This is a genomic window from Pseudomonas sp. FW305-E2 (genome assembly GCF_058782925.1).
Genome location: NZ_JBYSYE010000004.1, coordinates 99,133 through 125,263 on the forward strand (window position 1 = coordinate 99,133; position 26,131 = coordinate 125,263).

The 26,131-nt window shown below is 62.9% G+C and carries 16 protein-coding genes; 7 read left to right on the forward strand and 9 right to left on the reverse strand.

Going from position 1 to position 26,131, the window contains the following annotated elements:
* The first annotated feature begins 101 nt into the window (after nucleotides 1-101).
* Both AC3WLP_RS05620 and AC3WLP_RS05625 read left to right on the forward strand, forming a co-directional pair.
* On the forward strand, nucleotides 102-2,399 hold the full coding sequence (locus AC3WLP_RS05620; protein ID WP_088512933.1) for a fimbria/pilus outer membrane usher protein: 2,298 nt from the start codon (nucleotides 102-104) through the stop codon (nucleotides 2,397-2,399).
* Nucleotides 2,396-3,367: a Csu type fimbrial protein gene (locus tag AC3WLP_RS05625; RefSeq protein ID WP_012052956.1), complete on the forward strand. Its 972-nt coding sequence runs from the start codon at nucleotides 2,396-2,398 to the stop codon at nucleotides 3,365-3,367. Before AC3WLP_RS05620 ends, AC3WLP_RS05625 begins: the two co-directional genes overlap by 4 nt.
* Before the next feature lie 76 nt (nucleotides 3,368-3,443).
* Here the strand turns inward: AC3WLP_RS05625 and AC3WLP_RS05630 are convergent, their stop codons facing one another.
* From AC3WLP_RS05630 to dkgB, 5 genes are all read right to left on the reverse strand, one after another.
* A complete protein-coding gene (locus AC3WLP_RS05630) occupies nucleotides 3,444-4,592 on the reverse strand; it encodes a M14 family metallopeptidase (RefSeq protein ID WP_088512895.1) in 1,149 nt (382 codons plus the stop codon).
* Between the two features lie 141 nt (nucleotides 4,593-4,733).
* The gene (locus AC3WLP_RS05635; RefSeq protein WP_012052954.1) at nucleotides 4,734-5,507 is read right to left on the reverse strand and encodes an AraC family transcriptional regulator; all 774 of its coding nucleotides are present in this window, start codon (nucleotides 5,505-5,507) and stop codon (nucleotides 4,734-4,736) included.
* A gap of 36 nt (nucleotides 5,508-5,543) precedes the next feature.
* Nucleotides 5,544-6,776, reverse strand: coding sequence for an MFS transporter (locus AC3WLP_RS05640; protein WP_012052953.1), 1,233 nt, complete (start codon nucleotides 6,774-6,776; stop codon nucleotides 5,544-5,546).
* Between the two features lie 253 nt (nucleotides 6,777-7,029).
* Nucleotides 7,030-8,202 (reverse strand): MFS transporter, encoded by a 1,173-nt coding sequence (locus AC3WLP_RS05645; RefSeq protein WP_088512894.1) that lies wholly within the window; start codon nucleotides 8,200-8,202, stop codon nucleotides 7,030-7,032.
* Nucleotides 8,203-8,222: 20 nt separating this feature from the next.
* Nucleotides 8,223-9,026 carry a 2,5-didehydrogluconate reductase DkgB gene (dkgB, locus tag AC3WLP_RS05650; RefSeq protein ID WP_012052951.1) on the reverse strand — a complete coding sequence of 268 codons (804 nt, stop codon included), beginning with the start codon at nucleotides 9,024-9,026 and terminating at the stop codon, nucleotides 8,223-8,225.
* Nucleotides 9,027-9,230: 204 nt separating this feature from the next.
* On the opposite strand from dkgB, the gene AC3WLP_RS05655 reads away from it, so the two are divergent.
* A complete protein-coding gene (locus tag AC3WLP_RS05655) occupies nucleotides 9,231-13,418 on the forward strand; it encodes an NEL-type E3 ubiquitin ligase domain-containing protein (protein WP_088512893.1) in 4,188 nt (1,395 codons plus the stop codon).
* Nucleotides 13,419-13,464: 46 nt separating this feature from the next.
* Here the strand turns inward: AC3WLP_RS05655 and AC3WLP_RS05660 are convergent, their stop codons facing one another.
* Both AC3WLP_RS05660 and AC3WLP_RS05665 read right to left on the reverse strand, forming a co-directional pair.
* Nucleotides 13,465-13,959, reverse strand: a complete 495-nt coding sequence (locus AC3WLP_RS05660) for a DUF934 domain-containing protein (RefSeq protein WP_003250391.1) — start codon at nucleotides 13,957-13,959, stop codon at nucleotides 13,465-13,467.
* Nucleotides 13,943-15,595: a nitrite/sulfite reductase gene (locus AC3WLP_RS05665; RefSeq protein ID WP_012052949.1), complete on the reverse strand. Its 1,653-nt coding sequence runs from the start codon at nucleotides 15,593-15,595 to the stop codon at nucleotides 13,943-13,945. The genes AC3WLP_RS05660 and AC3WLP_RS05665 overlap by 17 nt, the downstream gene beginning before the upstream one ends.
* 213 nt (nucleotides 15,596-15,808) lie before the next feature.
* Here AC3WLP_RS05665 and AC3WLP_RS05670 point away from each other — a divergent pair, with 213 nt between their 5' ends.
* Nucleotides 15,809-16,885 carry an ABC transporter substrate-binding protein gene (locus tag AC3WLP_RS05670; protein WP_088512892.1) on the forward strand — a complete coding sequence of 359 codons (1,077 nt, stop codon included), beginning with the start codon at nucleotides 15,809-15,811 and terminating at the stop codon, nucleotides 16,883-16,885.
* A 627-nt stretch (nucleotides 16,886-17,512) separates the two neighbouring features.
* On the opposite strand, the gene AC3WLP_RS05675 is transcribed toward AC3WLP_RS05670, so the two are convergent.
* Together AC3WLP_RS05675 and metH are read right to left on the reverse strand one after the other, a co-directional pair.
* On the reverse strand, nucleotides 17,513-17,728 hold the full coding sequence (locus AC3WLP_RS05675; RefSeq protein WP_004573790.1) for a DUF2970 domain-containing protein: 216 nt from the start codon (nucleotides 17,726-17,728) through the stop codon (nucleotides 17,513-17,515).
* A 169-nt stretch (nucleotides 17,729-17,897) separates the two neighbouring features.
* Nucleotides 17,898-21,605, reverse strand: coding sequence for a methionine synthase (gene metH / locus AC3WLP_RS05680; RefSeq protein WP_004573789.1), 3,708 nt, complete (start codon nucleotides 21,603-21,605; stop codon nucleotides 17,898-17,900).
* A 182-nt stretch (nucleotides 21,606-21,787) separates the two neighbouring features.
* On the opposite strand from metH, the gene AC3WLP_RS05685 reads away from it, so the two are divergent.
* The 3 genes from AC3WLP_RS05685 to nfuA all read left to right on the forward strand — a co-directional run bounded on the left by AC3WLP_RS05685 (nucleotide 21,788) and on the right by nfuA (nucleotide 25,958).
* Entirely contained in the window at nucleotides 21,788-24,088 is a 2,301-nt protein-coding gene (locus AC3WLP_RS05685; protein WP_047604101.1) for a fatty acid cis/trans isomerase, read from the forward strand.
* Nucleotides 24,089-24,280: 192 nt separating this feature from the next.
* On the forward strand, nucleotides 24,281-25,315 hold the full coding sequence (locus tag AC3WLP_RS05690; protein WP_088512891.1) for an acyltransferase family protein: 1,035 nt from the start codon (nucleotides 24,281-24,283) through the stop codon (nucleotides 25,313-25,315).
* 58 nt (nucleotides 25,316-25,373) lie between these two features.
* Nucleotides 25,374-25,958, forward strand: coding sequence for a Fe-S biogenesis protein NfuA (gene nfuA / locus AC3WLP_RS05695; protein WP_003250416.1), 585 nt, complete (start codon nucleotides 25,374-25,376; stop codon nucleotides 25,956-25,958).
* Nucleotides 25,959-26,131: the final 173 nt, after the last annotated feature.

Consider the following 26,131-nt stretch of genomic DNA (forward strand, 5'->3'; position numbering starts at 1 on the left):
GCTGAATGAAGTGCAGGGGCCAAGGAGGACCCGGCAATGGTTGGAAACCGTGTGTGAAGTGGCTCCCGGCGACGACGTGCCGCTGGTGCCTGGGGCTGGTCATGGTCAGCCCCGCGCTGGTGCTGGCCGACGACTTGCCCCCACCGCCCACGGAGATGTCCGCCATCGCCGAGGCCACCCTTTACCTCGATCTGGTGGTGAACCAGATGCCCAGGGTTGAACTGATACCGGTGCAGCAGCGGGCCGGGCGGTTGTACCTGGACAGCGAACTATTGCGTGCAGCCGGCGTTTCGCTGCCGGGCAACCCCCAGGGGGAGGTGGCCCTGGACAGCATTGCGGGGCTGCATACCGATTACGACAGTCAGAACCAGCGCCTGCTGCTGCAGGTGCCGCCGGCCTGGTTGCCTGACCAGCAGGTGGGTGATCGCAACCTTTACCCGGCCAGTGATGCGCGCAGCAGTTTTGGTGCCTTGTTCAACTACGACCTGTATCTCAACGACACCGATGAAGGCGGCACCTACCTGGCTGCCTGGAACGAGCTGCGGCTGTTCGACAGCTGGGGTACCTTTTCCAGCACCGGGCAGTGGCGTCAGTCTTTCAATGGCGCACAGGCGGACGATACGCGCCGAGGTTTCATGCGTTACGACACCACCTGGCGCTTTACCGACGAGCAGCGCCTGCTGACCTACGAAGCCGGTGACTTCGTGACGGGTGCGTTGCCCTGGAGCAGTTCGGTGCGAGTGGGTGGGGTGCAGCTGTCACGCGACTTCGCGGCGCGTCCTGATCTTGTCACTTACCCGTTGCCTGCGTTCGCCGGCGAAGCGGCGGTGCCCACGTCGCTCGACCTGTTCATCAACGGTTTCAAGTCCAGCACCACCGAACTGCAGCCAGGCCCATACACCCTGACCAACGTGCCGTTCATCAACGGGGCCGGGGAGGCGGTGGTGGTCACCACGGATGCCCTTGGCCGGCAGGTGTCGACCACCTTGCCGTTCTATGTCACCAGCAGCCTGCTGCAGAAGGGCCTGTCGGACTACTCGGTGGCCGCCGGCAGCCTGCGCCGTGATTACGGTGTACGCGATTTCAGCTATGGGCCGGGTATCGCCTCGGGCAGCCTGCGCTATGGGCTCAGTGACATGTTCACCCTGGAAACCCACGCCGAAACGGCGGAGTCGCTGATGCTGGGAGGGCTGGGTGGCAACATGCGCGTGGGCAATTTCGGCGTGCTCAACGCTGCCTTGGCGCAAAGCCGGTTCGAAGGCGACAAAGGCCACCAGGTCGCCCTTGGCTACCAGTACAACAGCCAGCGCATCGGCTTCGGTTACCAGCGCCTGCAACGCCACGGCGACTATGCCGACCTGAGCCGGGTGGACTCCCCGGACATGCAACTGAGCAAAAGCAGCGAACAGGTTACCCTCAGTGTCAACCTGAACGCGTACGGCAGCATTGGCGCTGGTTACTTCGACGTGCGCGCCGGTGACGGTACGCGTACCCGGTTGATCAACCTGAGCTACAGCAAGCCGCTGTGGGGCAGCAGCAGTGTGTACCTGTCGGCCAACCGTGAAGTGGGGGACAGCCAGTGGGCGGTGCAGGCGCAGCTGGTGATCCCGTTCGACCTGCACGGCACCCTGGCGCTGAGCATGGAACGCAGCAATGAAGGCGAGACCCTGCAACGGGTCAACTACAGCCGTGCGGTGCCAGCGGGTGTCGGCGTCGGTTACAACCTTGGGTATGCCGCAGGCAGCGACCGTGATGCCTATCGCCAGGCCGACGTTACCTGGCGCCTGCAATCGGTGCAATTGCAGGCCGGTGTGTATGGCAGCAGCGGCGAGATGACCCGCTGGGCCGACGCCAGTGGTTCTCTGGTGTGGATGGATGCCGGCGTGTTCGCCGCCAACCGTATCGATGATGCCTTCGTGGTGGTCAGTACCGCAGGTTACGCGGATGTGCCGGTGCGTTATGAAAACCAGGAAATCGGCCGTACCGATGCCAAGGGGCACTTGCTGGTGCCTTACAGCAGCGGTTACTACCGGGGTAAGTACGAGATCGATCCCATGAACCTACCACCGGATGTCCTCGCGCCGGACGTTGAGCAGCGTGTGGCGGTACGACGGGGCAGTGGCTACTTGCTGGAATTCCCCCTCAAGCGCGTCATGGCGGCCAGTGTTGAATTGGTGGATGGCAACCAGCAGGTGCTCAAACTGGGTAGCCGTGTTACCCACGCAGAGAGTGGCACCCAGGCGGTGGTGGGGTGGGACGGGTTGGTGTACCTGGAGAACCTGTCGTTGCATAACCGCCTTCAGGTGGCGCTTGAAGGGGGTGGGCATTGCGAAGTGGCGTTCGACCTGCCTGACGCGCAAGGCTCGGTCCCTTTGATTGGTCCGTTGGTGTGCCGATGAATGCCTGGCGGCGGGGCCTGGTGGCGAGCGTGCTGCTGTTGCCGAGCGGCACGGCCTTGGCGCTTTGCTCGTCGGTGGCCACGTTGCCGGCAGCGTTTGGCAGCCTTAATTCTACGCAGGTTCGCAACACGGTACAGACGGCTTCCAGCCTCAACTCCGGGTTGCAGTGCACCGGTTCGCTACTGACCGTGCTCAGCAGCGGTGATCATTTCTACGCCACGATCACGCCCGCTTCGGGCGGGCTGGTCGGCCCGACAGGCGATGTCATTCCCTACACGCTCTATGCCGACAACACCACCCGCTACCCGATTACCCGGGGTGTGGCCTACGACTTCGCCCGCAACGGTATCCTCGACTTGCTGGGGCTGCTCGGCGGTACCACGCCCAAGGCGGTGCCGATCTACATGCGCACCCAGATTGGCAGCAATGTCGCGGCCGGGTTGTATCAAGAGGCCCTGACCGTGGCCTGGAGCTGGGATTATTGCTCGGGGATTGGCGCGTTGGGGATATGCCTTGGGCGTGACATCGGCTCGGGTAGCCAGGTCTTGAACGTGAGCCTGACGGTGACCAACGATTGCCAGATCACCACCCCCGACATCAGCTTCGCCAGTGCGCCGGTGGTGGCGGGGTTCGGCACGGTGAGCCAGGGCATAAACGTGTCATGCACCAAGGGCAGTAGCTACACGGTAGGGCTGGGTGACGGGCAGAACGTGTCCGGTGGGCGGCGGCGGATGAAGTCTTCGGCCAACAACTACCTGGCCTATGACATTTTCAAAAGTGCCGGTACCGTGCGCTGGGGGGCGTCCGGGGCTGCCAGGCGTTCCAGTACGGATGCCGACATCAACCCCGGCGTGGGTACCGGCACGGGTAGCCAGGTGTTCAACTACAACGCCAAGGTCTATACCGATCAGGCGACACCGCCGGCTGCGACCTATACCGACAGTGTGATACTGGATGTGCAGTTCTGAACGGCGGTCAATACCCCCGAAGGAGCCGCCGCGTGTCGCGACGGGCTGCTCCTGCAGGGGCTGCGCAAGACGAGGTTCAGCGCAAATCGCCTACCATGCTTGCCAGGGTCTCCAGCACCGCGCCGGCCAGTGCCTTCGAGCGCGCTCCCGACCACCCGGCAACTGCATCGGGCGCGTCGTCATGGTCCTTGAACGGCATCTCCAGCGTCAGTGACAGGCAGTCATGGGCCATGCCCACCGCGTTGCAGGCCAGCGTCGTGTTCGCCTGTCCGGGCTCGTCACGGGTATAGCCATGCACCGTCTGGAAGTCGCGAGTCAGGCTGCACAAGGTGGTACGGAACTGCTCTTCGAGCTTGGCCAGCCGAGGGGTGTAACCGGGGTTGCCCTCGCATGCGGCCGTGAACACGTGCGGGATCTCTTCGTCACCGTGCACGTCGATGAAGGCATCCACACCGTACTGCTTCATCTGCGCCTGTGCAAAGAACACTTCCGGGCTGAATTCGACGCTGGCGTCCTGCCAGGCGCGGTTGAGGTCCTTGCCTTTGAAGTTGGTGCGCAGGTGGCCGAGGAAGGCGCCGTCGGGGTTCATGTTGGGGATCAGGTAAAGGTCGGCCTTGGCCAGCAATTGCTGGACCACTGCGTCGTTGGCCTGCAGGCGGTCGATCACGCCTTCCATGAACCATTCGGCCATGTGCTCGCCCGGGTGCTGCTGGGCAATCAGCCACAGCTTGCGCTTGCCTTCGGCACCGTCGCCTGCCCGCAGCAGCGGGATATCGCGGCCCTGGATACTGCGGCCGCTGGCCAGCAACTCGACCCCCTGGAGTTGGCGGGCGCGTTCGATCAGCTGGTTGTGGCGGGCACGCGGGTAGGGCTCGAAATAGGCGAACCAGATCTGGTCCTGTTCAGCCTTGACCTCGAACGATAGCGCCGTACCGTCGAACTGGCTGGGCACGCGGAACCAGCGCTGCTGGTCGTAGCTGGCCACAGCGTTGTAGCCGCTCCACGCGTTCTTGTACGAGGAGCCAGAAGCGTTGTCCAGGCTGAAGCGATGGACCTGCCCCGGTGTGAGCCCGCTGACCTTGAAGTGGAACCACTGGTAGTGGCCGCTGTGGGTGTCCGGGCGAATGGCCAGGTGTACCTGGGCCGGGTTGCTGGCATCCAGTACCTGTATGTTGCCGGAGTCGAAATCGCAGTCGATCTGCAGGGGGGACAGCGTCACGGTCATGTGCCGGGCTCCTTTGCGGGCATTGTTGTAGGGGTACTGTATACGGCTTGGCGGGGATGCTGTGCAAGAACAGGCAGGGCGAGCCGTCAGCGGACAGCCCGTATGCGGCGGGCCAGTGCCGGCAAATGCGTGGACTTCAGGTTATCTGAAGAACTGGCTGGGCGTGGTACCGAACTGGCGTTTGAACATGCTGGCGAAGGCACTTGGGCTGTCATAGCCCAAGGCCCCCGCCACATCGATGATTCGCTCGCCCAGGGCAATTCGCTCCAGTGCCTGCATCAGCCGCGCCTGCTGACGCCACTGGCCGAAGGTCATGCCGGTTTCCTTGCGGAACAACCGCTGGATGGTCTTTTCGTCCACCCCCAGTCGCACGCCCCAGTCGGCAACGGTGGCGTTATCGTCGGGCCGTTCATGCAATGCCGTGCAGATCACCCGCAGGCGCTGGTCTCTGGGTTGCGACAGCTTCAGCGGCAAGGTCGGCAGTACGCAGATTTCGTCGAGGATCAGGCGCATGACCCGGGCTTCGCGCGAGTCCTCGGCAAACGGTGCGGTGAACCCCACCGAGGCCTTGATCAGTTCGCTGAGCAAGGGCGAGATGCTGATGGCCTTGCTCTGCAGGGGCAGGCCGGTTGCCGCGTCGATGCGCACGAACACACTGCGCATCTTCACGTCGCCGACACAGCGAATGGCGTGCACCTGGCCGCAAGGCATCCACACACCGCGGCTGGGTGGCACCGTCCAGCATTCGTTTCCGGACTCGACGATCATCAGGCCTTTGATGGCATAGATCAGTTGATGCTTGGTATGGCTATGGGGCTCGATGAACCAGTCGCTTGGGTAGTCTGTCGCACGGCTACCCACTTCCCAGGTCCACTCATCGACCTCCACCAGCAATTCACGCTGCGGCTTTACCATCGTGACCTCGTATCGAAGCAGCCTGGCAGCGCCACTTTAGCAGCAACGGCCAGGGCGGGCCCGCGAGCGGGTGGCCGGTAGCAAGGCGGTGGCCAACCCGAGCAGCGGCAGGAACGCGATGGCTTGGTACACCCATTCGATGCCATGCCGGTCGGCCAGTGTGCCCAGGCCGGCTGCACCCACGCCGCTGATGCCGAACATCAGCCCGAACATCACCCCCGAAACCATGCCGACCCGGCCTGGCACCGCCTCCTGGGCATACACCACCAGGGCAGCGAATGCCGAGGACATCACCAGGCCGATGGCCACCGCCAGTACGGCTGTCCAGGCGAGGTTGGCATGGGGCAGGGCCAGGGCGAAGGGCGCCACGCCGAGGAACGAGACCCAGATCACGGCCTTGCGCCCGATGCGATCACCCACCGGGCCCCCGGCAAAGGTGCCCAGCGCAACGGCTGCGAGGAACACGAACAGGTACAGCTGGCTGTGCTGCACACTCAGGCCGAAATGCTCGATCAGGTAGAAGGTGAAGAAGTTGGTGAACGAAGCGATGTAGACGAACTTGGCGAACATCAGCACGGCGATCACCACCACAGCGCGCCACATGGCACCCCGCGACAGGCCGGGGGCCTGTTGGCCCGCGAAGCGCTTGAGCCGGGCCTGGCCGTGGCGCACGCTCCAGCCCGTCACCCGCAGCAGCACCAGAACGGCCAGCGCAGCGGCCAGCATGAACCAGGCAATGGCCGGTTGGCCGTGCGGAATGATGATGGCAGCGGTGAGCAGTGGGCCGAGGGCCGAGCCGGTATTACCGCCGACCTGGAAGGTTGATTGCGCGGTCCCGAAGCGCCCGCCGGAAGCCATCCTGGCGACCCGCGAGGCCTCTGGGTGAAAGGTGGCCGAACCCACGCCGACCACGGCGGCGGCCACCAGCAGCATTTCATAGCTGCCGGCAAAGGCGAGCAGGGCGATGCCCACCAGCGTCACCACCATGCCGGCAGGCAGCAGGTAGGGTTGTGGGTGCTTGTCGGTGAACATGCCGACCCAAGGTTGCAGCAGGGAAGCGGTCACCTGATACACCAAGGCGATCCAGCCGATCTGGGCGAAGCTCAGCGCGAAATCGCTTTTCAGCATGGGGTAGATCGACGGCAGTACGGCTTGAATCAGGTCGTTGAGCAGGTGGGCGAATGCAGCAGCACCGACGATGCGCACGACAAAGCCCTGAGGCTGGTCGGCAGGCGTGGCGGCGGCTACGGAGGCGGCGGAAGTCGTCATGGGCAAGGTTCTTCTATGGCAAGGGAGCAAGGCGTCGCCGCAGCAGGTTATCCAGTGCCGAGGTTGCCTGTCTCACGCCGAACGGGCAGCCAATGTCGCGTTTCGGGCACCCGTGCGCACAGCCTGACAAGCGCACGCAATCGCCCGGCATTTCATCATTGCAGTGAGGAACGGTGCGTCGCAGGCGTCAGGTGCGGCCCGTGTGCAGAAGCGGCCTTGTATCGCGGTGGGCCGCTCCTGCAGGTGGTTGCCTTCAGGCCATATCGGCTGCGGTCTTTCCGGCGGCCTTGTGGCGGCCGCCCAGCCATACCAGCAACAGCCCCGCAGCCGCCAGCACACCTCCGGCCATTGGCACGGCGGCGTAGCCCAGGTTCAGGCTGATAACCGCACCACCCAGCGCCGCGCCCACGGCGTTACCCAGGTTGAACGCCCCCACGTTGATCGAAGATGCCAGGCCCGGCGCCTCGATGGCGGCAGTCATTACACGCATTTGCAGCGGCGGTACCACGGCGAAGGTGAACATGCCCCAGACCAGCAGGGCGATGGCAGCGCCGATGTGGCTACCCAGTACCAGGGGCATCGCCAGCATGATCAGCGCCAGCACGGCGAGGAAGATTTTCGCCGAGCCGTCCAGTGACCAGTCGGCCAGGCGGCCACCCAGGCTGTTGCCAAGGGTGAAGCCAACGCCGATCAGTACCAGCGCCAAGGTTACGAAGCTGTCCGAGGCACCGGTCAGTTCGGCCAGCACCGGCGCCACGTAGGTGTACAAGGTGAACATGGCGCCGGCACCGAGCACGGTGGTGGCCATTGCCAGCAGCACGCTGGGGCGGGCAATGACCGCCAGTTCCTTGCGCACATGCGGCACGCTGCCGCGTTCACCCTTGGGCAGGGCGTACCACAGCGCGGCCATGGCCAGCAGGCCAAGTACGGCGGTACCGGCAAATGCCATGCGCCAGCCGATCTGCTGGCCAATCCAGGTGGCGGCCGGCACGCCGCCGATGTTGGCGATGGTCAGGCCCATGAACATGGTGGCCACGGCGCTGGCCTGTTTCTCCTTGGGCACCACGCTGGCTGCCACCACGGCTCCCAGGCCGAAGAACGCACCATGGTTGAGGCTGGTGACCAGCCGCGAAGCGAGCAGGGTGTAGTAGTCCGGCGACAGTGACGACAGCAGGTTGCCAAGGGTGAAGATGGCCATCAGCGCCATCAGCGCAGCGCGCTTCCCAAAGCGGCTGAACAGCAAGGTCATGATCGGTGCGCCGACCATCACGCCAATGGCATAGGCGGTGATCAGCATGCCGGCGCTGGGGATGCTCACCTCCACGCCCTGGGCGATGACTGGCAGTAGCCCCATCGGGGTGAACTCGGTAGTGCCGATGCCAAAGGCGCCAATGGCCAACGCGAAGAGCACGCGGCCGGGTCTCATTGTTTGAGCAGTCATCAGTGTCAGTCCCAGGTTGGCGCCAGGCCGTCAGGGCTGACCTCGCGGCCATTGCGCTCCAGCTTGGCGATGCGTGCCATGTCGTCGCTGTCCAGCGTCAGGCCACGGGCAAGCAGGTTGCTGGCCAGGTTTTCACGCTTGGTCGACGACGGGATCACGGCATAGCCCAATTGCAAGGCCCAGGCCAGGGCAACCTGGGCGACGGTAGCCTTGTGCTTGGCGGCGATCTGGGCCAGCACCGGGTCTTTCAGCACTTTGCCGTAGGCCAGGGTCATGTACGAGGTCACGGTGATCCCTTGTTCCTTGAGGAACGCGGTCAACTTGCTGTTCTGCAGGTAGGGGCTGAGCTCGATCTGGTTGGTGGCGATTTCCCCTTTGCCGACCACGGCAATGGCTTGCCTGGTCAGCTCGATGTTGAAGTTGGAAATGCCGATCTGGCGAGCCAGGCCTTGCTGCTTGGCGTCGGCCAGGGCCTTCATGTACTCGGGCAGTTCTACGCCATTGCCCGGCGCTGGCCAGTGGATCAGCAGCAGGTCGACGTAGTCGGTGCGCAGCTTCTGCAAGCTGTCACGCAGGCTGGGGATCAGCTTGTCGGCGGCGTAGTTGTCGACCCAGATCTTGGTGGTGATGAACAGCTCGCTGCGCGGCACGCCGCTTTCGGCGATGGCCTGGCCCACTTCGGCTTCGTTCTTGTAGATCTGGGCGGTATCGATGACGCGGTAGCCGACTGCCAGGGCAGACTTGACCGAGTCGATGACGGTTTGGCCGGAGAGGCGGAAGGTGCCGAGGCCGAAAGAAGGAACGCTCATGGGGTTGCTCCTGAATAGGGTGAGGATCATGTGATGGCCAGTGTGCAGGTTTGAACGGCAGCGAATAAGCCGCCATGGCGCCAAAGTCATTTGACCTGTAGTCACAAATACATTTTCAAGCTGTGCATTCACTACATAAATAGGGCCCGAGGGGACTGGAACCTTGTTCAGCTAGCGCTTTTTTATCAAGCGTTGAGGCTGCCCATGACCCCTTCAGTAATACCCGCCGACTCCATCGATGCGCTGATTGCCCGTCAGCTGCCAGGCTGGCTCAAGCGCGCATCTGCCCAAGAGCTGACAGGCCTGCGCGCCGCTGCTTTGCGCCAACAGCGGGCGCAGGACCACGTCGACGCCTGGTTAGGGGCTGTAACCCCCTTGGATGAGTTCGCCGAGTCGTTGCTCAAACGTGCACCCGAGGCCCATTCGATCAAGCAGGTAGATTTGCGCCAGGCTCAGCTCAGGCTGGTGACCCTGCAGCCAAAACCGTCGATATCACCTGCTTTACCAAGCACGTCAACACGCATCGTCAGCACCCAGACGCTTCTCTCGGCGGCACTGCATAACTTCCACGAAAAGGAAATGCAGCCTGGCTGGTTCGCGGCCGGGTCGCAGTTGGTCACTGCCAGCGGGCACCTGCTGCCGCTAAGTGCGCAAGCCTTTGTCCGCCTTTGCAGAGACATTGATATTGGCAGGCGTTATCAAAGCCATTTGCAATCGAAGCTTGAAGGCGAGGGGGTGGCCGTCGAGAGCACCCTGGAGGAGGCGTTGAGGGCCAACCTGGCGCTTGCTGCAATCGCCGCAAGGATCAAGGGTGAAATCGATGAGCAGACCTGTCAGTGGATCAACCAGGTGGTGGGCACAGCGTCTTTCCAGCCAGCCGACAACGCCGTGTTGAAGTGTCACACCCTGCGGCTGTTGGGGAAGGAGGTCATTGGCGCACTGGTGATCGAAGTGCGTCAGAACGCCCGCCTGCTTGGCGTTATCGCGTGGTTCCCTGAGGACCCGTATGCCCCGGTGAGTTGGCACACCAGCTGGGAACTGCTGTACATGACCCTTGGCATACGTTTGCGTAATGAAGCGTATCGGCGCTACTTCCAGCGCTTCGTCGCAGAGCGTGATCGCATCGCCTTCTGCGCGGCGCTGAACGCGCTGCTCAGCCACGGTAATACTGTTCTCCCGCTTGAGCTGGATGGCCGCTGTTTTGCGATCGAGGGCGACGTGTTCGTCGCGCTGCGCCAGGCCCGGATCGACAAAATGCTGGATGACGCACGGGTATTGGCCGTTTCGACAGAGGATGAAGATGTCGCCGACCGTCGCGCACGTTTGCAGGGCTATCTGGATTTGGGGTTGAGCGTGGCAGGCCTGGCAGCGCTGTTTGTGCCTGTGTTGGGGCAGGCCCTGCTGGGGCTTACGGTGATGCAACTGGCAGGTGAGGTGTACGAAGGCTACCAGGATTGGCAGTTGGGTGATCGTGACGCCGCATTGGGCCACTTGTTCAACGTGGCCGACACGGTTGTGATGACGGCGGTGACGACGGCCGGAGCGACGGCACTTGGCAAGCTGGCCCAGCGAGTGGCGCAGGTGGATGCCTTGGTGCCGGTAAGCCTGGGCGATGGCCAGTTGCGGCTGTGTGATCCGTCCTTGTCGGGCTATCAGCGTGAGGGCGTCGATCTGATGGTAGGGCAGGCCGTGAATGAAACTGGCCGTTCGCTGAGGCGCCTGCACGATGCTGTGTATGAAGTGAGCGAAGGGGACGATGGCGCATGGCGTATTCATCACCCATCGAGGCCACAGGCCTACGTACCGGTACTTGAGCACAATGGTGCCGGGGGATGGGTGCATGAGTTCGAACAACCGCAGCGCTGGCATGACGCCGCCTACATGGTGCGCCGCCTTGCCAGTCGCACGGCGCAGGTGCCGGATGAGGTGATATCTGTGGCGTTGCAGACCACCGGTCTGGATGCTGATTGCCTGCGCCGTTTGTTATTGGAAAATGCGCCCCCGCCGGCACGCTTGCTCGACGCCATCGAGCGCCAGCAATTGCACCGTGATTTCCCGGCGTTGCGAGGTGAGGCTTTCGAGGAGGTCTTCAACGAGCGACAGATCAGCCCGCAAGCAGCAGACCGGGTCGTGATGCGGGACTTCCCAGGCCTTTCCCCCCGCTGCGCACGGGAAATCGTCGAGGGGGCCAGCAGTGTCGAGATGGAGAGCCTGACTGGCGCAGGCCGGGTGCCCTTGGCCTTGGCGGAACGTGCACGCTGGGCAATACGCGACAGTCGGCTAGACCGTGCCTGCGCAGGGTTGCGCCAGGCCGCGGCAGAAAATGACGATACCGGTAAGCTCGCGCTGGGCCTGCTCGATGCCATCGCCCCCTGGTCGGCTGGGGTCAACGTTGAGCTGCCTGCCGCGGGCAGGGGTGGGTTGCTGCAGACGTTGAGACGGCAACTGGACAGCCGGCAGCGACAATTGCTTGGTATTAGCCAGATGAGGGATGACGCACTGGGTGAGCGGCTTGGGCGTGAGGCACTCGCTGACCGTGAAGCGGCGGCTCGAATGATTGGGCTGGCCCGTGTGGGGCAGGGGATTCGCCCTCCTGTGCGGTTGTTCGATGGGCGTTTGGGCTACCCGCTCAGTGGCCACCTGACAGGCACCCGCCAGGCACTGCGGCGCACGTTGAACCACGTGTTCCCGGTGATGAGCAGTGAGCAGCTGGAGGTCTACCTGCAAGACCTGGCACAGCGGGGGGTGGACCCGTGGAACCATGTCAGCCAACTGTTACAGGCCAAGGTCAGCCTCAAGCAGGCATTGCAAGCCTGGCGAAATGACGCAGGGCTGAACATTGTTCGCCGCCTGCGTCGTATCAAGGTTGCCAGGCGCATTACGGCAAGCTGGCAGCGCTTTACCCCTGGGGAGGTGGCGGGTGACTACCACCTGACCCTCGTGGGTGAGCGGGTGGGTGACCTGCCGGCTTTGCCTGAAAATGTGAGTTTTGACCACATCACGCACCTGACCCTGCGCGATATGCAGCTGACGAGCCTTGATGCGGGCTTTTTTGGTCGCTTCAGCAAGGTGCGCAACCTGGACTTGCGGAACAACCGGCTGACACGCCTTCCTGCAGGTATCGAGCAACTGACCGAATTGAAAAACCTGCGCCTTGGCGGCAACCAGATCGTGCTTTCCAGCGAGGATAACCTGCGTTTGAGCCAGCTTGTGGAACTGCGCCGCCTGGAGCTCAACGGCAACCCGGTCGGTTTGCTGCCACCCTTGGCGTCTTTCCCCCTGCTGCGCCGGCTGTCCTTGCGCAACACCGGGCTGGGCGAACTGCCCGCTGATCTGGCCAGGCACGGTAATCTGGAGTTGCTGGACATGCGTGACAACCAGATCCAGACGCTGCCTGAAGCGTTGTCTTTAGTGCCGCTTCGCCTGTGGCGGGGCCTGGAGCTGCACGACAATCCACTCTCGGACGAAACCCTGCAGCGCTTGCAGTTGGCCAGGGCGTCGGCCGGGGCTGCTGAGCGTCGACGTGCAGCTCATGCCACTTCGATCCCGAACGCTGCAGCCCCTTGGTTTTCAGGGTTCACGCCAGCCCAGCGCGAGGTGCGATTGGCGAGCTGGAACCGCTTGAGCCAGGAAGCCGGGGCGCAGGATCTGTTTCGCTTTTTCTCTGATTTACGGGCCCTGCGTGAATACGACGCACAACCGCGCGACCTTCAGGCGCGGGTGTGGCATATCCTCGAAGCCTGCGAACAGCACGCTGAAGTACGCGCGAGCCTGTTCGAGCAAGTTGCCCGGCCGCGCAGTTGCAGCGACGAGTTGCTGCTGACGCTCAGCGAGCTGGAGGTTGGCGCGCTGGTCGCGAAGGCCGGAACAGCCGGTACCGGGTTGCAGAAGGAGCGGGCGCTGGTCAGGCTGGGGCGTTCGTTGTTCCGCCTGGACAAAGTCAACGCAATTGCCGCGCGGCATATTGCGGATTACTTTTCGAACGACCCCGTTGAGGTTTACCTGACCTATCGCGTCAGGCTGGCGGATAGCCTCGACCTTCCCGTGCAGCCCAGCCATCTTTCGTATGAGAGTTTCAGCGGGGTTGGCCGCGAAGACCTGGACACCGCGCGCAGCGAGGTGCTGCGGCAGGAAACGCCACAAGCCTTGGCTCAGGCGCTGGCAGATCGATCCTTCTGGCAGGACTATCTGCACGAGCAGCAGGCGGCGCGCTTCAGCCGCCTGGACGAGCCTTTTCAGCAGCGCCTGGAGGCGTTGCTCGAACAATCGAAAACGCTGAGCGATGGCGACTATTTTGCCCAGGTCGAGCATATCTGCGCAGCGCGTGAGGTCGCGAAACGGCAGCTTTTGCTTGAATTGAGCCGAGAGGCAATTCAACGCCACGGCCTGTGAACGAAACAGCCCGCCGAGAGGCGGGCTGTTCGCTGGGGCGGGACGATCAGCGGCGGCGGAACAGCGGCAGCGGTTCGTCGGTGGCGGCCTGGTAGGTCACCGAGAAGTCCTTCAGGCTTTGCAGCGCGTCTTCCGGGTCCTTGTCGGCACGGATGGCGAATGCGTCGAAGCCGCAGCGGGCCATGAAGAACAGCTGGTCGCGCAGCACATCGCCGATGGCGCGCAGTTCGCCTTTGAACTTGTAGCGGTCACGCAGCAGGCGCGCATTGGAGTAGCTGCGGCCGTCGGTGAATGCCGGGAAGTTCAGGGCGATGACCTGGAAGTGGTGCACGTCTTCACCGATTTCCTCCGCTTCCTGGTCGCTGTCCAGCCATACACCCAGGCCGCCATCGCGAGCCTTGAGCACATGGGCATGGTCGCGCCACATTTGCAGCGGCACGATGTAGTCGTCGCAGTTGGTCAGCTCGTCGAACGAGGTTTCCTTGGGCAGCAGGTGCCAGGTTTCGTCGACGATCTGGTTGTTCTTAATGATTCGCTGCATAGACGCGTTCCTTGAAGGGGTCGATGCCGATACGCTGGTAGGTGTCGATGAAACGCTCTTCCTCGGTACGTTGCTCGACGTACACGGCGATCAGCTTCTCGATCACATCGGCCATGTCATCCTGCGCGAAGGACGGGCCAAGGATCTTGCCCAGGCTTGCGCCGCGTGCGGCGTTGCCGCCCAGCGACACCTGGTAGAACTCCTCACCCTTCTTGTCCACGCCGAGGATGCCGATGTGGCCCACGTGGTGGTGGCCGCAGGCGTTCATGCAGCCGGAGATGTTCAGGTCGATTTCGCCGATGTCGAACAGGTAGTCCAGGTCGTCGAAGCGGCGCTGGATGGACTCGGCAATCGGGATCGACTTGGCGTTTGCCAGCGAGCAGTAGTCGCCACCCGGGCAGCAGATGATGTCGGTCAGCAGGCCGATGTTCGGGGTAGCGAAGCCGCCTTCGCGCAGTTCAAGCCACAGCGCGTGCAGCTGGCGCTGCTCGACGTCGGCGAGGATGATGTTCTGCTCGTGCGAGGTGCGCAGGAAGCCGAAGCTGTAGCGTTCGGCCAGGTCGGCCACGGCGTCCAGCTGCTTGTCGGTCACGTCGCCCGGGGCAACACCGGTAGGCTTGAGTGACAGGGTAACAGCCACGTAGCCCGGGCGTTTGTGGGCGCGGGTGTTGCGCGAGCGCCAGCGGGCGAACCCTGGGTGCTCGGCATCCAGGGCGGTGTAGTCGACGTTGTCGAGTGCGAGGTACTCGGGGTCGACGAAGTGGCGCGATACGCGTTGCACTTCGGCTTCGGTCAGGGTGGTGGTGCCGCCACGCAGGTGGACCATTTCGGCCTCGACCTTTTCGGCGAACACTTCCGGGGTAAGGGCCTTGACCAGAATCTTGATCCGCGCCTTGTACTTGTTGTCACGGCGGCCGTAACGGTTGTACACGCGCAGGATGGCGTCGAGGTAGCTGATCAGGTCCTGCCATGGCAGGAACTCGTTGATGAACGAGCCCACCACCGGGGTACGGCCCAGGCCGCCACCGACCAGCACACGGAAGCCCAGTTCGCCGGCCGCGTTGCGCACGGGCTCAAGGCCAATGTCGTGCACTTCGATGGCGGCGCGGTCTTCCTGCGAACCGTTGATGGCGATCTTGAACTTGCGTGGCAGGTAGGCGAATTCCGGGTGGAAGGTGGTCCACTGACGGACGATTTCACACCATGGGCGCGGGTCGACGATCTCGTCTGCGGCCACACCGGCGAACTGGTCGGTGGTGGTGTTGCGCAGGCAGTTGCCGCTGGTCTGGATCGCGTGCATCTGCACGGTGGCCAGCTCGGCGAGGATGTCGGGGATGTCTTCCAGCGCCGGCCAGTTGAACTGCACGTTCTGGCGGGTGGAAATGTGGGCATAGCCCTTGTCATAGTCGCGAGCGATCTTGGCCAGGGTGCGGACCTGGTTGGCGTTCAGCTGGCCGTACGGCACCGCGACACGCAGCATCGGCGCGAAACGTTGGATGTATAGGCCGTTCTGCAGGCGCAGAGGGCGGAATTCTTCTTCGCTCAGCTCACCGGCCAGGTAGCGGCGGGTCTGATCACGGAACTGCTTGACGCGGTCCTCGATGATCCGCTGATCGTACTCGTCGTATACGTACATAAAAGTCCTGTCTCAGGCATGCAGCTATTCGCGCGCACGGCCGCGCACTCCGGTACGGAGCCGGGGAACGATAGCAGGTTGCGGTTATGCGCTAAAGTGATGTTTTTGCATATGAAAAGAACCAAATGGACTATGTGAGATTGACTGCCATTTGTGCGCTGAGCATCGCCAGGCGTTTATAATCCGGCGTTTGCTTCGCAGAGATGTGACCCCATGCTCAAGGCCCTGTGCCAAAGCTTGTGCCTTGCCTTGCCACTGGTGGCAAATGCGCAACCGGCTTCGGTGGTGTTCCTCAACCCGGGGCTGTCCACCGAGACATTCTGGACCAGCTATACCCGCTTCATGCAGGCCGCCGCGGACGAGCTGGGCATGACCCTGCAGGTGCAATACAGCGAGCGCCGAGCCGACCTGGCACTGGCCCAGGCCCGGGCGATCCTGAGTGCGCCGCAGCGTCCGGATTACTTGGTGCTGGTCAATGAGCAGTACGTGGCACCGGAAATCCTGCGGTTGTCGCGTGGCACCGGGGTGAAACTGCTGCTGGTCAATAATGGCCTGACCGCCAGCCAGCGCCTCAGCATCGAGGCCCAGCCCGGCAAGTATGCCGAGCCACTGGGTACCTTGATGAGCAACGACGAGCAGGCAGGCTTCCAGATGTTGCACCTGATGCTCGCGCAGCTGCCTCGCGACGCAGGGCCGGTGGATCTGGTGGCTTTTGCCGGGATCAAGACCACCCCGGCCTCGCAGTTGCGCGTTGAGGGCATGCGCCGCGCCTTGGCCGATTTCCCTCAGGTGCGCTTGCGGCAAGTGGTATACGGCGGCTGGAACCGCCAGCGCGCCTACGAGCAAGCGAAGCAGTTGCTTGAGCGTTACCCGGCCACCCGGCTGGTGTGGTCGGCCAATGACCAGATGGCTTTTGGTGCCATGCAGGCGTTCGAGGAGGCCGGGTACACGGCGGGTCGTGACGTGCTGTTCGCTGCCGTCAACAGCTCGCCCGAAGCGTTGCGAGCACGTATCGATGGGCGCTTGAGCGTGCTGATGGGTGGGCATTTCACCCTTGGCGGTTGGGCCATGGTGATGCTGCACGATGACGCCCACGGGCTGGCGTTGAACCGCGACGGCCTGCGCGAGCGCCGTGTTCCGGTATTGCAGGAAATCGATCAGGCCAAGGCCAGGCGTTGGCTGAAGCTGTTGGAAAGGGATGACTACGGCGTCGATTTTCGGCGTTACAGTGCTGAAGGGCGCCCGCCCGGTTACCGTTACCCGTTTCTGGCGTCACCGGTCGAATATTGAATGACCCTGCTTGAGGGAAGGGCATTGCTCGTCTTAACTGCTGGTGGTGAAGTGCATTCCCATAACCACTACAAGAGGCAATGCAATGGGAAACTCAACCAAGGTCCGCAAAGCTGACAGCAGCGTCGATGCCTGGGCGATCCTCTGCCTGATCGTTCTGGTGGTGGTCACTGCCGTGTATTGGGTCAGCCACCAGTGACTTGAAACTCAAGACCGTGATGTAGCAGGGCGCCTGTGGGAGGGAATCTCGCAGGCGCTTTAGTATTGCCTGTGCCCGTCTCTTTGCGGTGAACATCTGCCTTGAGAATGGCGCAGCACCGCTGTAGGAGCGGGTTTACCCGCGAAAGGGCCGGCCCTGTTGGCCAATTACCACCTGCCGTTCACCGTTGCCGCCGCCACCGTATTCGCGGGTAAACCCGCTCCTACACACGTATCGGTGGTTGGGGAAAGGCCGCCGTAGGCGCGGGTTTACCCGCGAAAGGGCCGGGCCTGCTGGCCAATCTCCACCCGCCGTTCACCGTTGCCGCCGCGACCGTATTCGCGGGTAAACCCGCTCCTACACACGCATCGCTGGTTGGGCGCAGGCCGCTGTAGGCGCGGGTTTACCCGCGAAGAGGCCGGCACAGGCTAGCGGGTCAGGTGCAGCGCCAATTGCACCAGGCCGATCAATACCGCAATGAACACCAGGGTGAACAGCGCCCCCAACGCAATGAAGTGGCTGGCCTTGCCGTGGGTGAAGTCGCGTGCGCGGTTTTTGCCGCTTTGCACGCCGAAGGCGGCAGCGAGGATGCTGTGCAGCATCTGCCAGAAGGTCGGGGGTTTGCCCTGGCTGGAATCGTCCATGGTGGCTCCTGGGGAAATCAGAGGCAATCAAGGACAGTGTAGGCAATGGTTGTGAGGTTGCCTGTGCCGGCCTCTTCGCGGGTAAACCCGCTCCTACAGGTAAATCACGGCCCTTGAGGCCTGTTTCATACCTGTGTGGGCGAGCCCGCGAAGAAGCCAGCGCAGTCGTTTAGCTGTCATACCCCAGGTTAGGCGCCAGCCAGCGCTCGCTTACGCTGATATCCTGGCCTTTGCGTGCGCTGTAACGTTCGATCTGGTCCTTGTCGACCTTGCCTACGGCAAAATACTTCGCCTGCGGGTGGGCGAAGTACCAGCCGCTGACCGCCGCCGCCGGGAACATCGCGAAGTGCTCGGTGAGGTACACCCCGCTTGGCCCGGTCTCACCGATGGCGGTGCCATCGAGCAGGCGGAACAGGGTTTCCTTTTCGGTGTGGTCGGGGCAGGCCGGGTAGCCCGGCGCAGGGCGGATGCCGCTGTACTGCTCCTTGATCAGCGCCTCGTTGTCCAGGTGTTCGTCGCGGGCATAGCCCCAGTGCTCTTTACGCACCTGCTCGTGCAGCCATTCGGCACAGGCTTCGGCCAGGCGGTCGGCCAGGGCCTTGACCATGATCGAGCTGTAGTCGTCGCCCTTGTCCTGGTAAGCCTTGGCCACTTCCTCGGCACCGATGCCGGCGGTGGTGATAAAACCACCTACGTAGTCGGTCACGCCGCTGTCTTTCGGTGCGACGAAGTCGGCCAGCGACCAGTTGGGCTTGCCGTCCGGCTTGATGGTCTGCTGGCGCAGATGGTGCAGGGTGGCCAGTGCCTGGCCGTCTTCGCCGTAGACTTCGATGTCGTCATCGGCCACCTGGTTGGCCGGCCAGAAGCCGAATACCGCGCGGGCGCTGATCAGCTTCTCGTCGATCAGCTTGTCGAGCATCTCGCGGGCATCCTTGTACAGCGCCGTAGCAGCCTCGCCAACCACCTCGTCGGTGAGGATGCGCGGGAACTTGCCGGCCAGGTCCCAGGAGATGAAGAACGGGGTCCAGTCAATGTACTCGGCCAGGGTCCGCAAATCGATGTCTTCCAGCACCTTGACGCCGGTGAAGGAGGGCACCGCTGGCTGGTAGCTGGCCCAGTCGTACTGCGGCTTGGCAGCGATCGCCTGGGCGTAGCTGAGGCGCTCGGTGCGGGCGCTGCGGTTGGCGGTGCGCTCGCGCACGTCCACGTATTCCAGGCGGGTCTTCTCGACGAAGCCCGGCTTGAGTTCTTTGGACAGCAACTGGGTGGCCACGCCGACCGCGCGCGAGGCGTCGGTGACGTAGATGACTGCGTCGTTGCTGTACTTGGGCTCGATCTTGACCGCCGTGTGCGCCTTGGAGGTGGTGGCGCCACCGATCATCAGCGGCAGTTCGAAGCCCTGGCGCTGCATTTCGCGGGCAACGTGGACCATTTCGTCCAGCGACGGGGTAATCAGGCCGGACAGGCCGATGATGTCGCACTTCTGCTCGCGGGCTGTCTGCAGGATCTTCTCCGCCGGCACCATTACGCCAAGGTCGACGATGTCGTATCCGTTACAGCCCAGCACCACGCCGACAATGTTCTTGCCGATGTCGTGCACGTCGCCTTTCACCGTGGCCATCAGGATCTTGCCCTTGGCTTCCGGCTTGTCGCCTTTTTCGGCTTCGATGAAGGGGATCAGGTGAGCAACGGCCTGTTTCATGACGCGGGCCGACTTGACCACCTGCGGCAGGAACATCTTGCCCGCGCCGAACAGGTCGCCGACCACGTTCATGCCGTTCATCAGCGGGCCTTCGATCACTTCGATGGGGCGCGCGCACTGCTGGCGGCATTCTTCGGTGTCTTCGACGATGAACGCGGTGATGCCCTTGACCAGCGCGTGCTCCAGGCGTTTTTCCACCGGCAGCGAGCGCCACTCTTCGTTTTCCACTTCCTTGGTTGCGCCGCCACCTTTGTAGTCGTCGGCGATGGCCAGCAGTGCATCGGTGCCATGCGGGGTGCGGTTGAGCACCACGTCCTCGACCTTTTCACGCAGCTGGGCCGGGATCTCGTCGTAGATCTCCAGCTGGCCGGCGTTGACGATACCCATGGTCAGGCCGTTCTGGATCGCGTGATACAGGAACACCGAGTGGATCGCCTCACGCACCGGGTTGTTGCCTCGGAACGAGAACGACACGTTGGACACGCCACCCGAGCTCAGGGCGTGGGGCAGGTGGTCGCGGATATAGGCACAGGCCTCGATGAAGTCGACGGCGTAGTTGTTGTGTTCTTCGATACCGGTGGCGACGGCGAAGATGTTCGGGTCGAAGATGATGTCTTCTGGCGGGAAGCCCACTTCGTTGACCAGGATGTCATAGCTGCGCTGGCAGATTTCCTTCTTGCGCGCGGCAGTGTCGGCCTGGCCGACTTCGTCGAAAGCCATGACCACCACGGCAGCGCCATAGCGCTTGCACAGGCGGGCGTGGTGCTTGAACTGCTCGACGCCTTCCTTCATGGAAATGGAGTTGACGATGCCCTTGCCCTGGATGCACTTGAGGCCGGCTTCGATCACTTCCCACTTGGACGAGTCGATCATGATCGGTACGCGCGAGATGTCCGGCTCACCCGCGATCAGGTTGAGGAACCGGACCATGGCCGCCTGGGAGTCGAGCATCCCTTCGTCCATGTTGATGTCGATTACCTGAGCGCCGGCCTCGACTTGCTGCAGGGCGACTTCCAGGGCTTCGGTATAGTTCTCTTCGCGGATCAGCCGGGCGAATTTGGCGGAACCGGTGATGTTGGTGCGCTCACCGACGTTGACGAACAGCGACTGGCGGTCGATGGTGAACGGCTCCAGACCCGACAGGCGGCAGGCCTTGGCGATTTCCGGGATCTCGCGCGGCTTGTACTTGGCCACGGCTTCGGCAATGGCCTGGATATGGCCTGGGGTGGTGCCGCAGCAACCGCCGATGATGTTGAGGAAACCGCTGGCGGCGAATTCTTCGACCACCGCGGCCATCTCGGCCGGGGTTTCGTCGTACTCACCGAAGGCGTTCGGCAGGCCTGCGTTGGGGTGGGCGGACACGTGGGTGTCGGCCTTGGTGGCCAGCTCTTCCAGATACGGGCGCAGGTCCTTGGCGCCGAGGGCGCAGTTCAGGCCCACGGAAATCGGCTTGGCGTGGCGCACCGAGTTCCAGAACGCTTCGGTGGTCTGCCCCGACAGGGTACGGCCGGAGGCGTCGGTGATGGTGCCGGAGATCATGATCGGCAGTTCGACGTTGTCGTCCTCGAACACTTGCTGCACGGCGAAGATCGCCGCCTTGGCGTTGAGGGTGTCGAAGATGGTTTCGATCAGGATCAGGTCGGCGCCGCCTTCGATCAGGCCGCGGGTGGCCTCGATGTAGTTTTCTACCAACTCGTCGAAGGTGACGTTGCGAAACCCTGGGTCGTTGACGTCTGGGGAAATCGAGCAGGTTCGGCTGGTAGGGCCGAGCACGCCGGCAACGAAGCGCGGCTTGTCCGGCGTCTCCAGGGTCTTGGCATCGGCAACCTGGCGAGCGATGCGCGCGCCTTCGACGTTCAGCTCGTAAACCAGCGACTCCATGCCGTAGTCGGCCTGGGAAATCTGCGTGGCGTTGAAGGTGTTGGTTTCGAGAATATCGGCACCGGCATCCAGGTAGGCCTTCTCGATGGCGGCGATCACGTCCGGGCGGCTGAGCAGCAACAAGTCGTTGTTACCCTTCACATCGCTTGGCCAATCGGCAAAACGCGTGCCACGATAGTCGTGTTCCTCCAGACGGTAGCTTTGGATCATAGTACCCATGCCGCCGTCGAGGATCAGGATGCGCTCTTTGAGTGCGTTCTGGAGTGCTTGGAGACGAGCGCTGCGGTCGGACATAGGAACTACCTGGTCGGGCGAATATCAGAAGGTGCCGAATCATAACAAAGCTGCGCGGTTTTTAGGCATGTCGCCCATTTGCATGAAAACTGCTCATGTTGGGCGGGTGGAGGCAGCGCAAGGCACCCAGGACGACCAGGCAACAAATCGTGATGGCTTTCAAGAACCAGGACTTTCCGCACATGGTGCATCGTATCCTTGCCGGCGCCTTCGCCCTGCTCATCAGCGGCGCGGTTTTCGGGCAGGCCCCCCAGTCGAGCCCGGCTATTTCCTACACCCGGGACATTCAACCGATCTTCACCGAGAAGTGCGTGGCCTGCCACGCCTGCAACGACGCCGCCTGCCAGCTCAAGCTGGAAAGCCCTGAAGGCGCGGTACGCGGGGCCAGCAAGGTCCCGGTGTACCAGGGCGAGCGGAGCAAGGCGGTGCCCACCACGCGGCTGTTTTACGACGCACACAGCGAAGAGCAATGGCGCAAGAAGGGCTTCTACTCGGTGCTCGACAACCAGGGCGGTCAGGCCGCGTTGATGGCGCGCATGCTGGAGTTGGGCCACAAGACCCCGCTTACGCCCAACGCCAAGCTGCCCGAAGAGATCGTCCTGGGCCTGAGCCGCAACAACATGTGCCCGTTGCCCCATGAATTCGACGCCTATGCCGGCGCACACCCCAAGGAGGGCATGCCGCTGGCGGTGACCGGGCTGACCGACGACGAATACGCCACCCTGCGCCGCTGGCTGGCGGCCGGTGCGCCGGTGGAGTACCAGCCGATCCAGCCTAGCGCGGCCGAAGCCAGGCAGATCGCAGAGTGGGAAGAACTGCTCAACCGCCCGGGTTCCACCGAGGCGCTGGTGGGACGCTGGCTGTACGAGCACCTGTTTTTGGCGCACATCCATTTCGCTGGCGGCGAGCAGGGCCACTTCTTCCAGTGGGTGCGCTCGCGCACGCCAAGTGGCAAGCCGGTCGATATCATTGCCACCCGCCGCCCCAACGACCCACCGGGCACGGACTTCTACTACCGGTTGATCCCGGTGCAGGGCGTGATCGTGCACAAGACGCACATCACCTACCCGATGGGGCCGCAGAAGCTCAAGCGCGTGAAGCAGCTGTTCTATGCCGGTGACTGGCATGCTGCCGCGCTTCCAGGCTACGGCCCGCGCCACCGGGCCAATCCGTTTGAAACCTTCGAGGCGATCCCGGCGGTGGCGCGCTACCAGTTCATGCTGGATAACGCCGAGTACTTCGTGCGCACCTTCATCCGTGGCCCGGTGTGCCGCGGGCAGATTGCCACTGACGTGATCCGCGACAACTTCTGGGCGCTGTTCCAGGAGCCGGCCTTCGATCGCTACATCACCGATGCCAAGTACCGCGGCGAGGCTACCCCGCTGCTGGCCATGCCTGGTCAGATCGATGACGTGGGCAGTGTGCTGAGCCTGTGGCACGCCTATCGTGACAAGCGCAACGACTACGAGAAACTGCGCCGTGAAGCCTATGCCGAAATGCCGGCACCGAGATGGTCGACGCTGTGGGCCGGTAACGACAATGCGCTGCTGAGCATCTTCCGCCACTTCGACAGCGCATCGGTGACCAAGGGCCTGGTGGGGGATGTGCCGCTGACCGTGTGGCTGTTCGACTACCCGTTGTTCGAGCGCACGTATTACCAGCTGGCGGTCAACTTCGATGTGTATGGCAACGTTTCGCACCAGTTGCAGACGCGCCTGTACTTCGACCTGATCCGCAACGGCGCCGAGGTCAACTTCCTGCGCCTGATGCCGGCCGACCAGCGCAAGGCGATCCTTGGCGACTGGTACCAGAACAGTGGCAAGGTGAAGATGTGGATGGATTATGAAGACATCGACACCGACACCCCGAGTGGCATCAAGCTCGACCCGCGCAACCCCAAACGCGACTTTGGCCTGAAGCTGCTGCAGCGCACCGGCAGCCTGAATGCCGCACCGGACCCGATCAACCGCTGCCAGGGCGCGTTCTGCTCACGGCCGCAGATGAGCGAAGAATTCCGCAATGCCGAGCAGTCGCTCAGCCGTCTGGTGTCGCGCCCGGCGGCGGGGCTTAAGGTGATCAACCAGTTGCCCGAGGCGACCATGCTGCGTATCGAAGGGCAGGACGGCCAGCGTCAGGTGTACAGCCTGCTGCGCAACCGCGCGCACAGCAACGTGGCGTTCTTGCTGGGTGAGGCGTACCGCTACCAGCCGGGGCTGGATACCCTGACCCTGTACCCGGGGGTGCTCTCCAGCTACCCGAACTTCATCTTCAACATCCCGACCAAGGATGTGCCGGAGTTCGTCGAGGACATGGAGTACGCCAAAGATGACGCGGCGAAGTTCGAGCGCATTGTCATGCGCTGGGGTGTGCGCCGCAGTCACCCGGCGTTCTGGCGCTATTTCCATGACCTGAACAGCTATATCAAGGAAACCGAACCGGTCGAGGCGGGCGTGCTGGACATGAACCGGTACGAGAACCTCTGATCGGGTTGGCTGACCTTTCCGATTTGCCTGCGGTCGGACACGGTAGGTGGTCTGGATCGATTGCTGGGGGCTGCTTTGCAGCCCTTCGCGGGTGAACCCGCTCCTACGACAGGTACGGCGCGGCTCTCAAGGCTGGCGCTGGCCTCTGCACTCGATACGGGCCTCAATGCACCGCCAAGCGCAGGGTATTCCATGCTGTATTCGCTTCAGGCACTGCGGGCGTTCGCCGCCTGGGTGGTGGTCTGCCACCATTTCATGCAGATCTTCTTCGACTTCCACGCCACCGGCCCCATCGGCCAACTGCTCACCGACCGTGGCGCCGTAGGCGTCGACATCTTCTTCGTCATCAGTGGGCTGGTCATCTACCTGTCGACCCGCGACAAAACCATCGAACCGCGCCAGTTCTTGCTCAATCGGGCGCTGCGCATCGTCCCTGCCTACTGGTTCTACACAGCCCTGATGGCCATGTTGCTGCTGGCATTCAGCCAATGGATGCCCCATCAGGCGTTTGACTGGCGGCACCTGTTCCTGTCGCTGCTGTTCATCCCGGCGGAAAACCCAGGTGGCTATGGCCTGTACCCGACCCTGAACGTGGGCTGGACGCTGAACTTCGAGATGTTCTTCTACCTGCTGTTCGGCCTGGCCTTCCTGGTACGCCAACGGTATCACCTGCTGCTGGTGACTGCCGCTCTGTTGCTGGTCAGTGAGGTACTGGGGCGCATGGGCGTGGTCAGCCGCTTCTACAGCAACGGCATCATCTACGAGTTTCTGCTGGGCATTGGTGTCGGCGTACTGTACCGCCGCGGGCTGATCCGTCAGGGGCGGTGGTTGCCGCTGGCGTTGCTGGGTGTGGCGGGCATGGCGATCTACTATCTGGACGCTTCCCAGCGCTTGCTGCACTGGGGGTTACCGAGTGCGATGGTCGTCCTGGCCTTCGTGGCCATGGAGCCGCTGTTCCAGGGCAATCGGCTGCTCAAGGCCCTTGGCGACTGTTCGTACTCGGTGTACCTGATACATGTGCTGGTGCTGTATGCCGGTTGGTTCGCCAGTGAGCGCCTGCATCTGAACCCGTTCCTGACATTTGCCCTGTGCGTGCCGTCCATTGGACTAATGTCGTGGTTCAGCTACCAGTGGCTGGAGCGCGGCCTGTACCGGCGAATGCAGGCCTGGCTGGCGGCGCAACGGGGGCCGGCCCCTGAATATGCGCTTTCCCGAGTCAATTGCTAGGACTTTGTTCGAAGGCTGGGTTGGCGTACACTTGGCCGCAAGTCTGTGAGGAACCTACATGAGCGCTATAACCATTACCGACGCCGCCCATGACTACCTGGCCGATCTGCTCTCCAAGCAGAATACGCCCGGCATCGGCATTCGCATTTTCATCACCCAGCCGGGCACCCAGTACGCCGAGACGTGCATCGCCTACTGCAAGCCGGGCGAAGAGAAGCCTGACGACACCGCCGTGGGTCTGAAAAGCTTCACTGCCTACCTGGACGCCGTCAGCGTACCGTTCCTGGAAGACGCACTGGTCGACTACGCCACCGACCGCATGGGCGGCCAGCTGACCATCAAGGCGCCAAACGCCAAGGTGCCGATGGTCAACGAAGACAGCCCGATCAACGAGCGTATCAACTACTACCTGCAGACCGAGATCAACCCCGGCCTGGCCAGCCATGGCGGCCAGGTGAGCCTGGTGGACGTGGTCGATGACGGCATTGCCGTGCTGCAGTTCGGTGGTGGCTGCCAGGGTTGCGGCCAGGCCGATGTCACGCTGAAGGAAGGCATCGAGCGCACCCTGCTCGAGCGTATTCCGGAGCTGAAGGGCGTGCGCGACGTGACTGACCACAGCCAGAAAGAAAACGCCTACTACTGAGTTGAAGGCGGCTCCCTTAGCAACAAAGTGTTACGGTTTCAACCCCTGCGACAACAGGCCGCAGCCCGTATTCAAAGGGCTGCAGGCCATACCCGCCATGGTCGGGTAGAACCCCTCTGGGTGTCATGCCAGAATGCCCCGGTTTTTCGACCGGCCCGTCCCGAGGGCCGGCA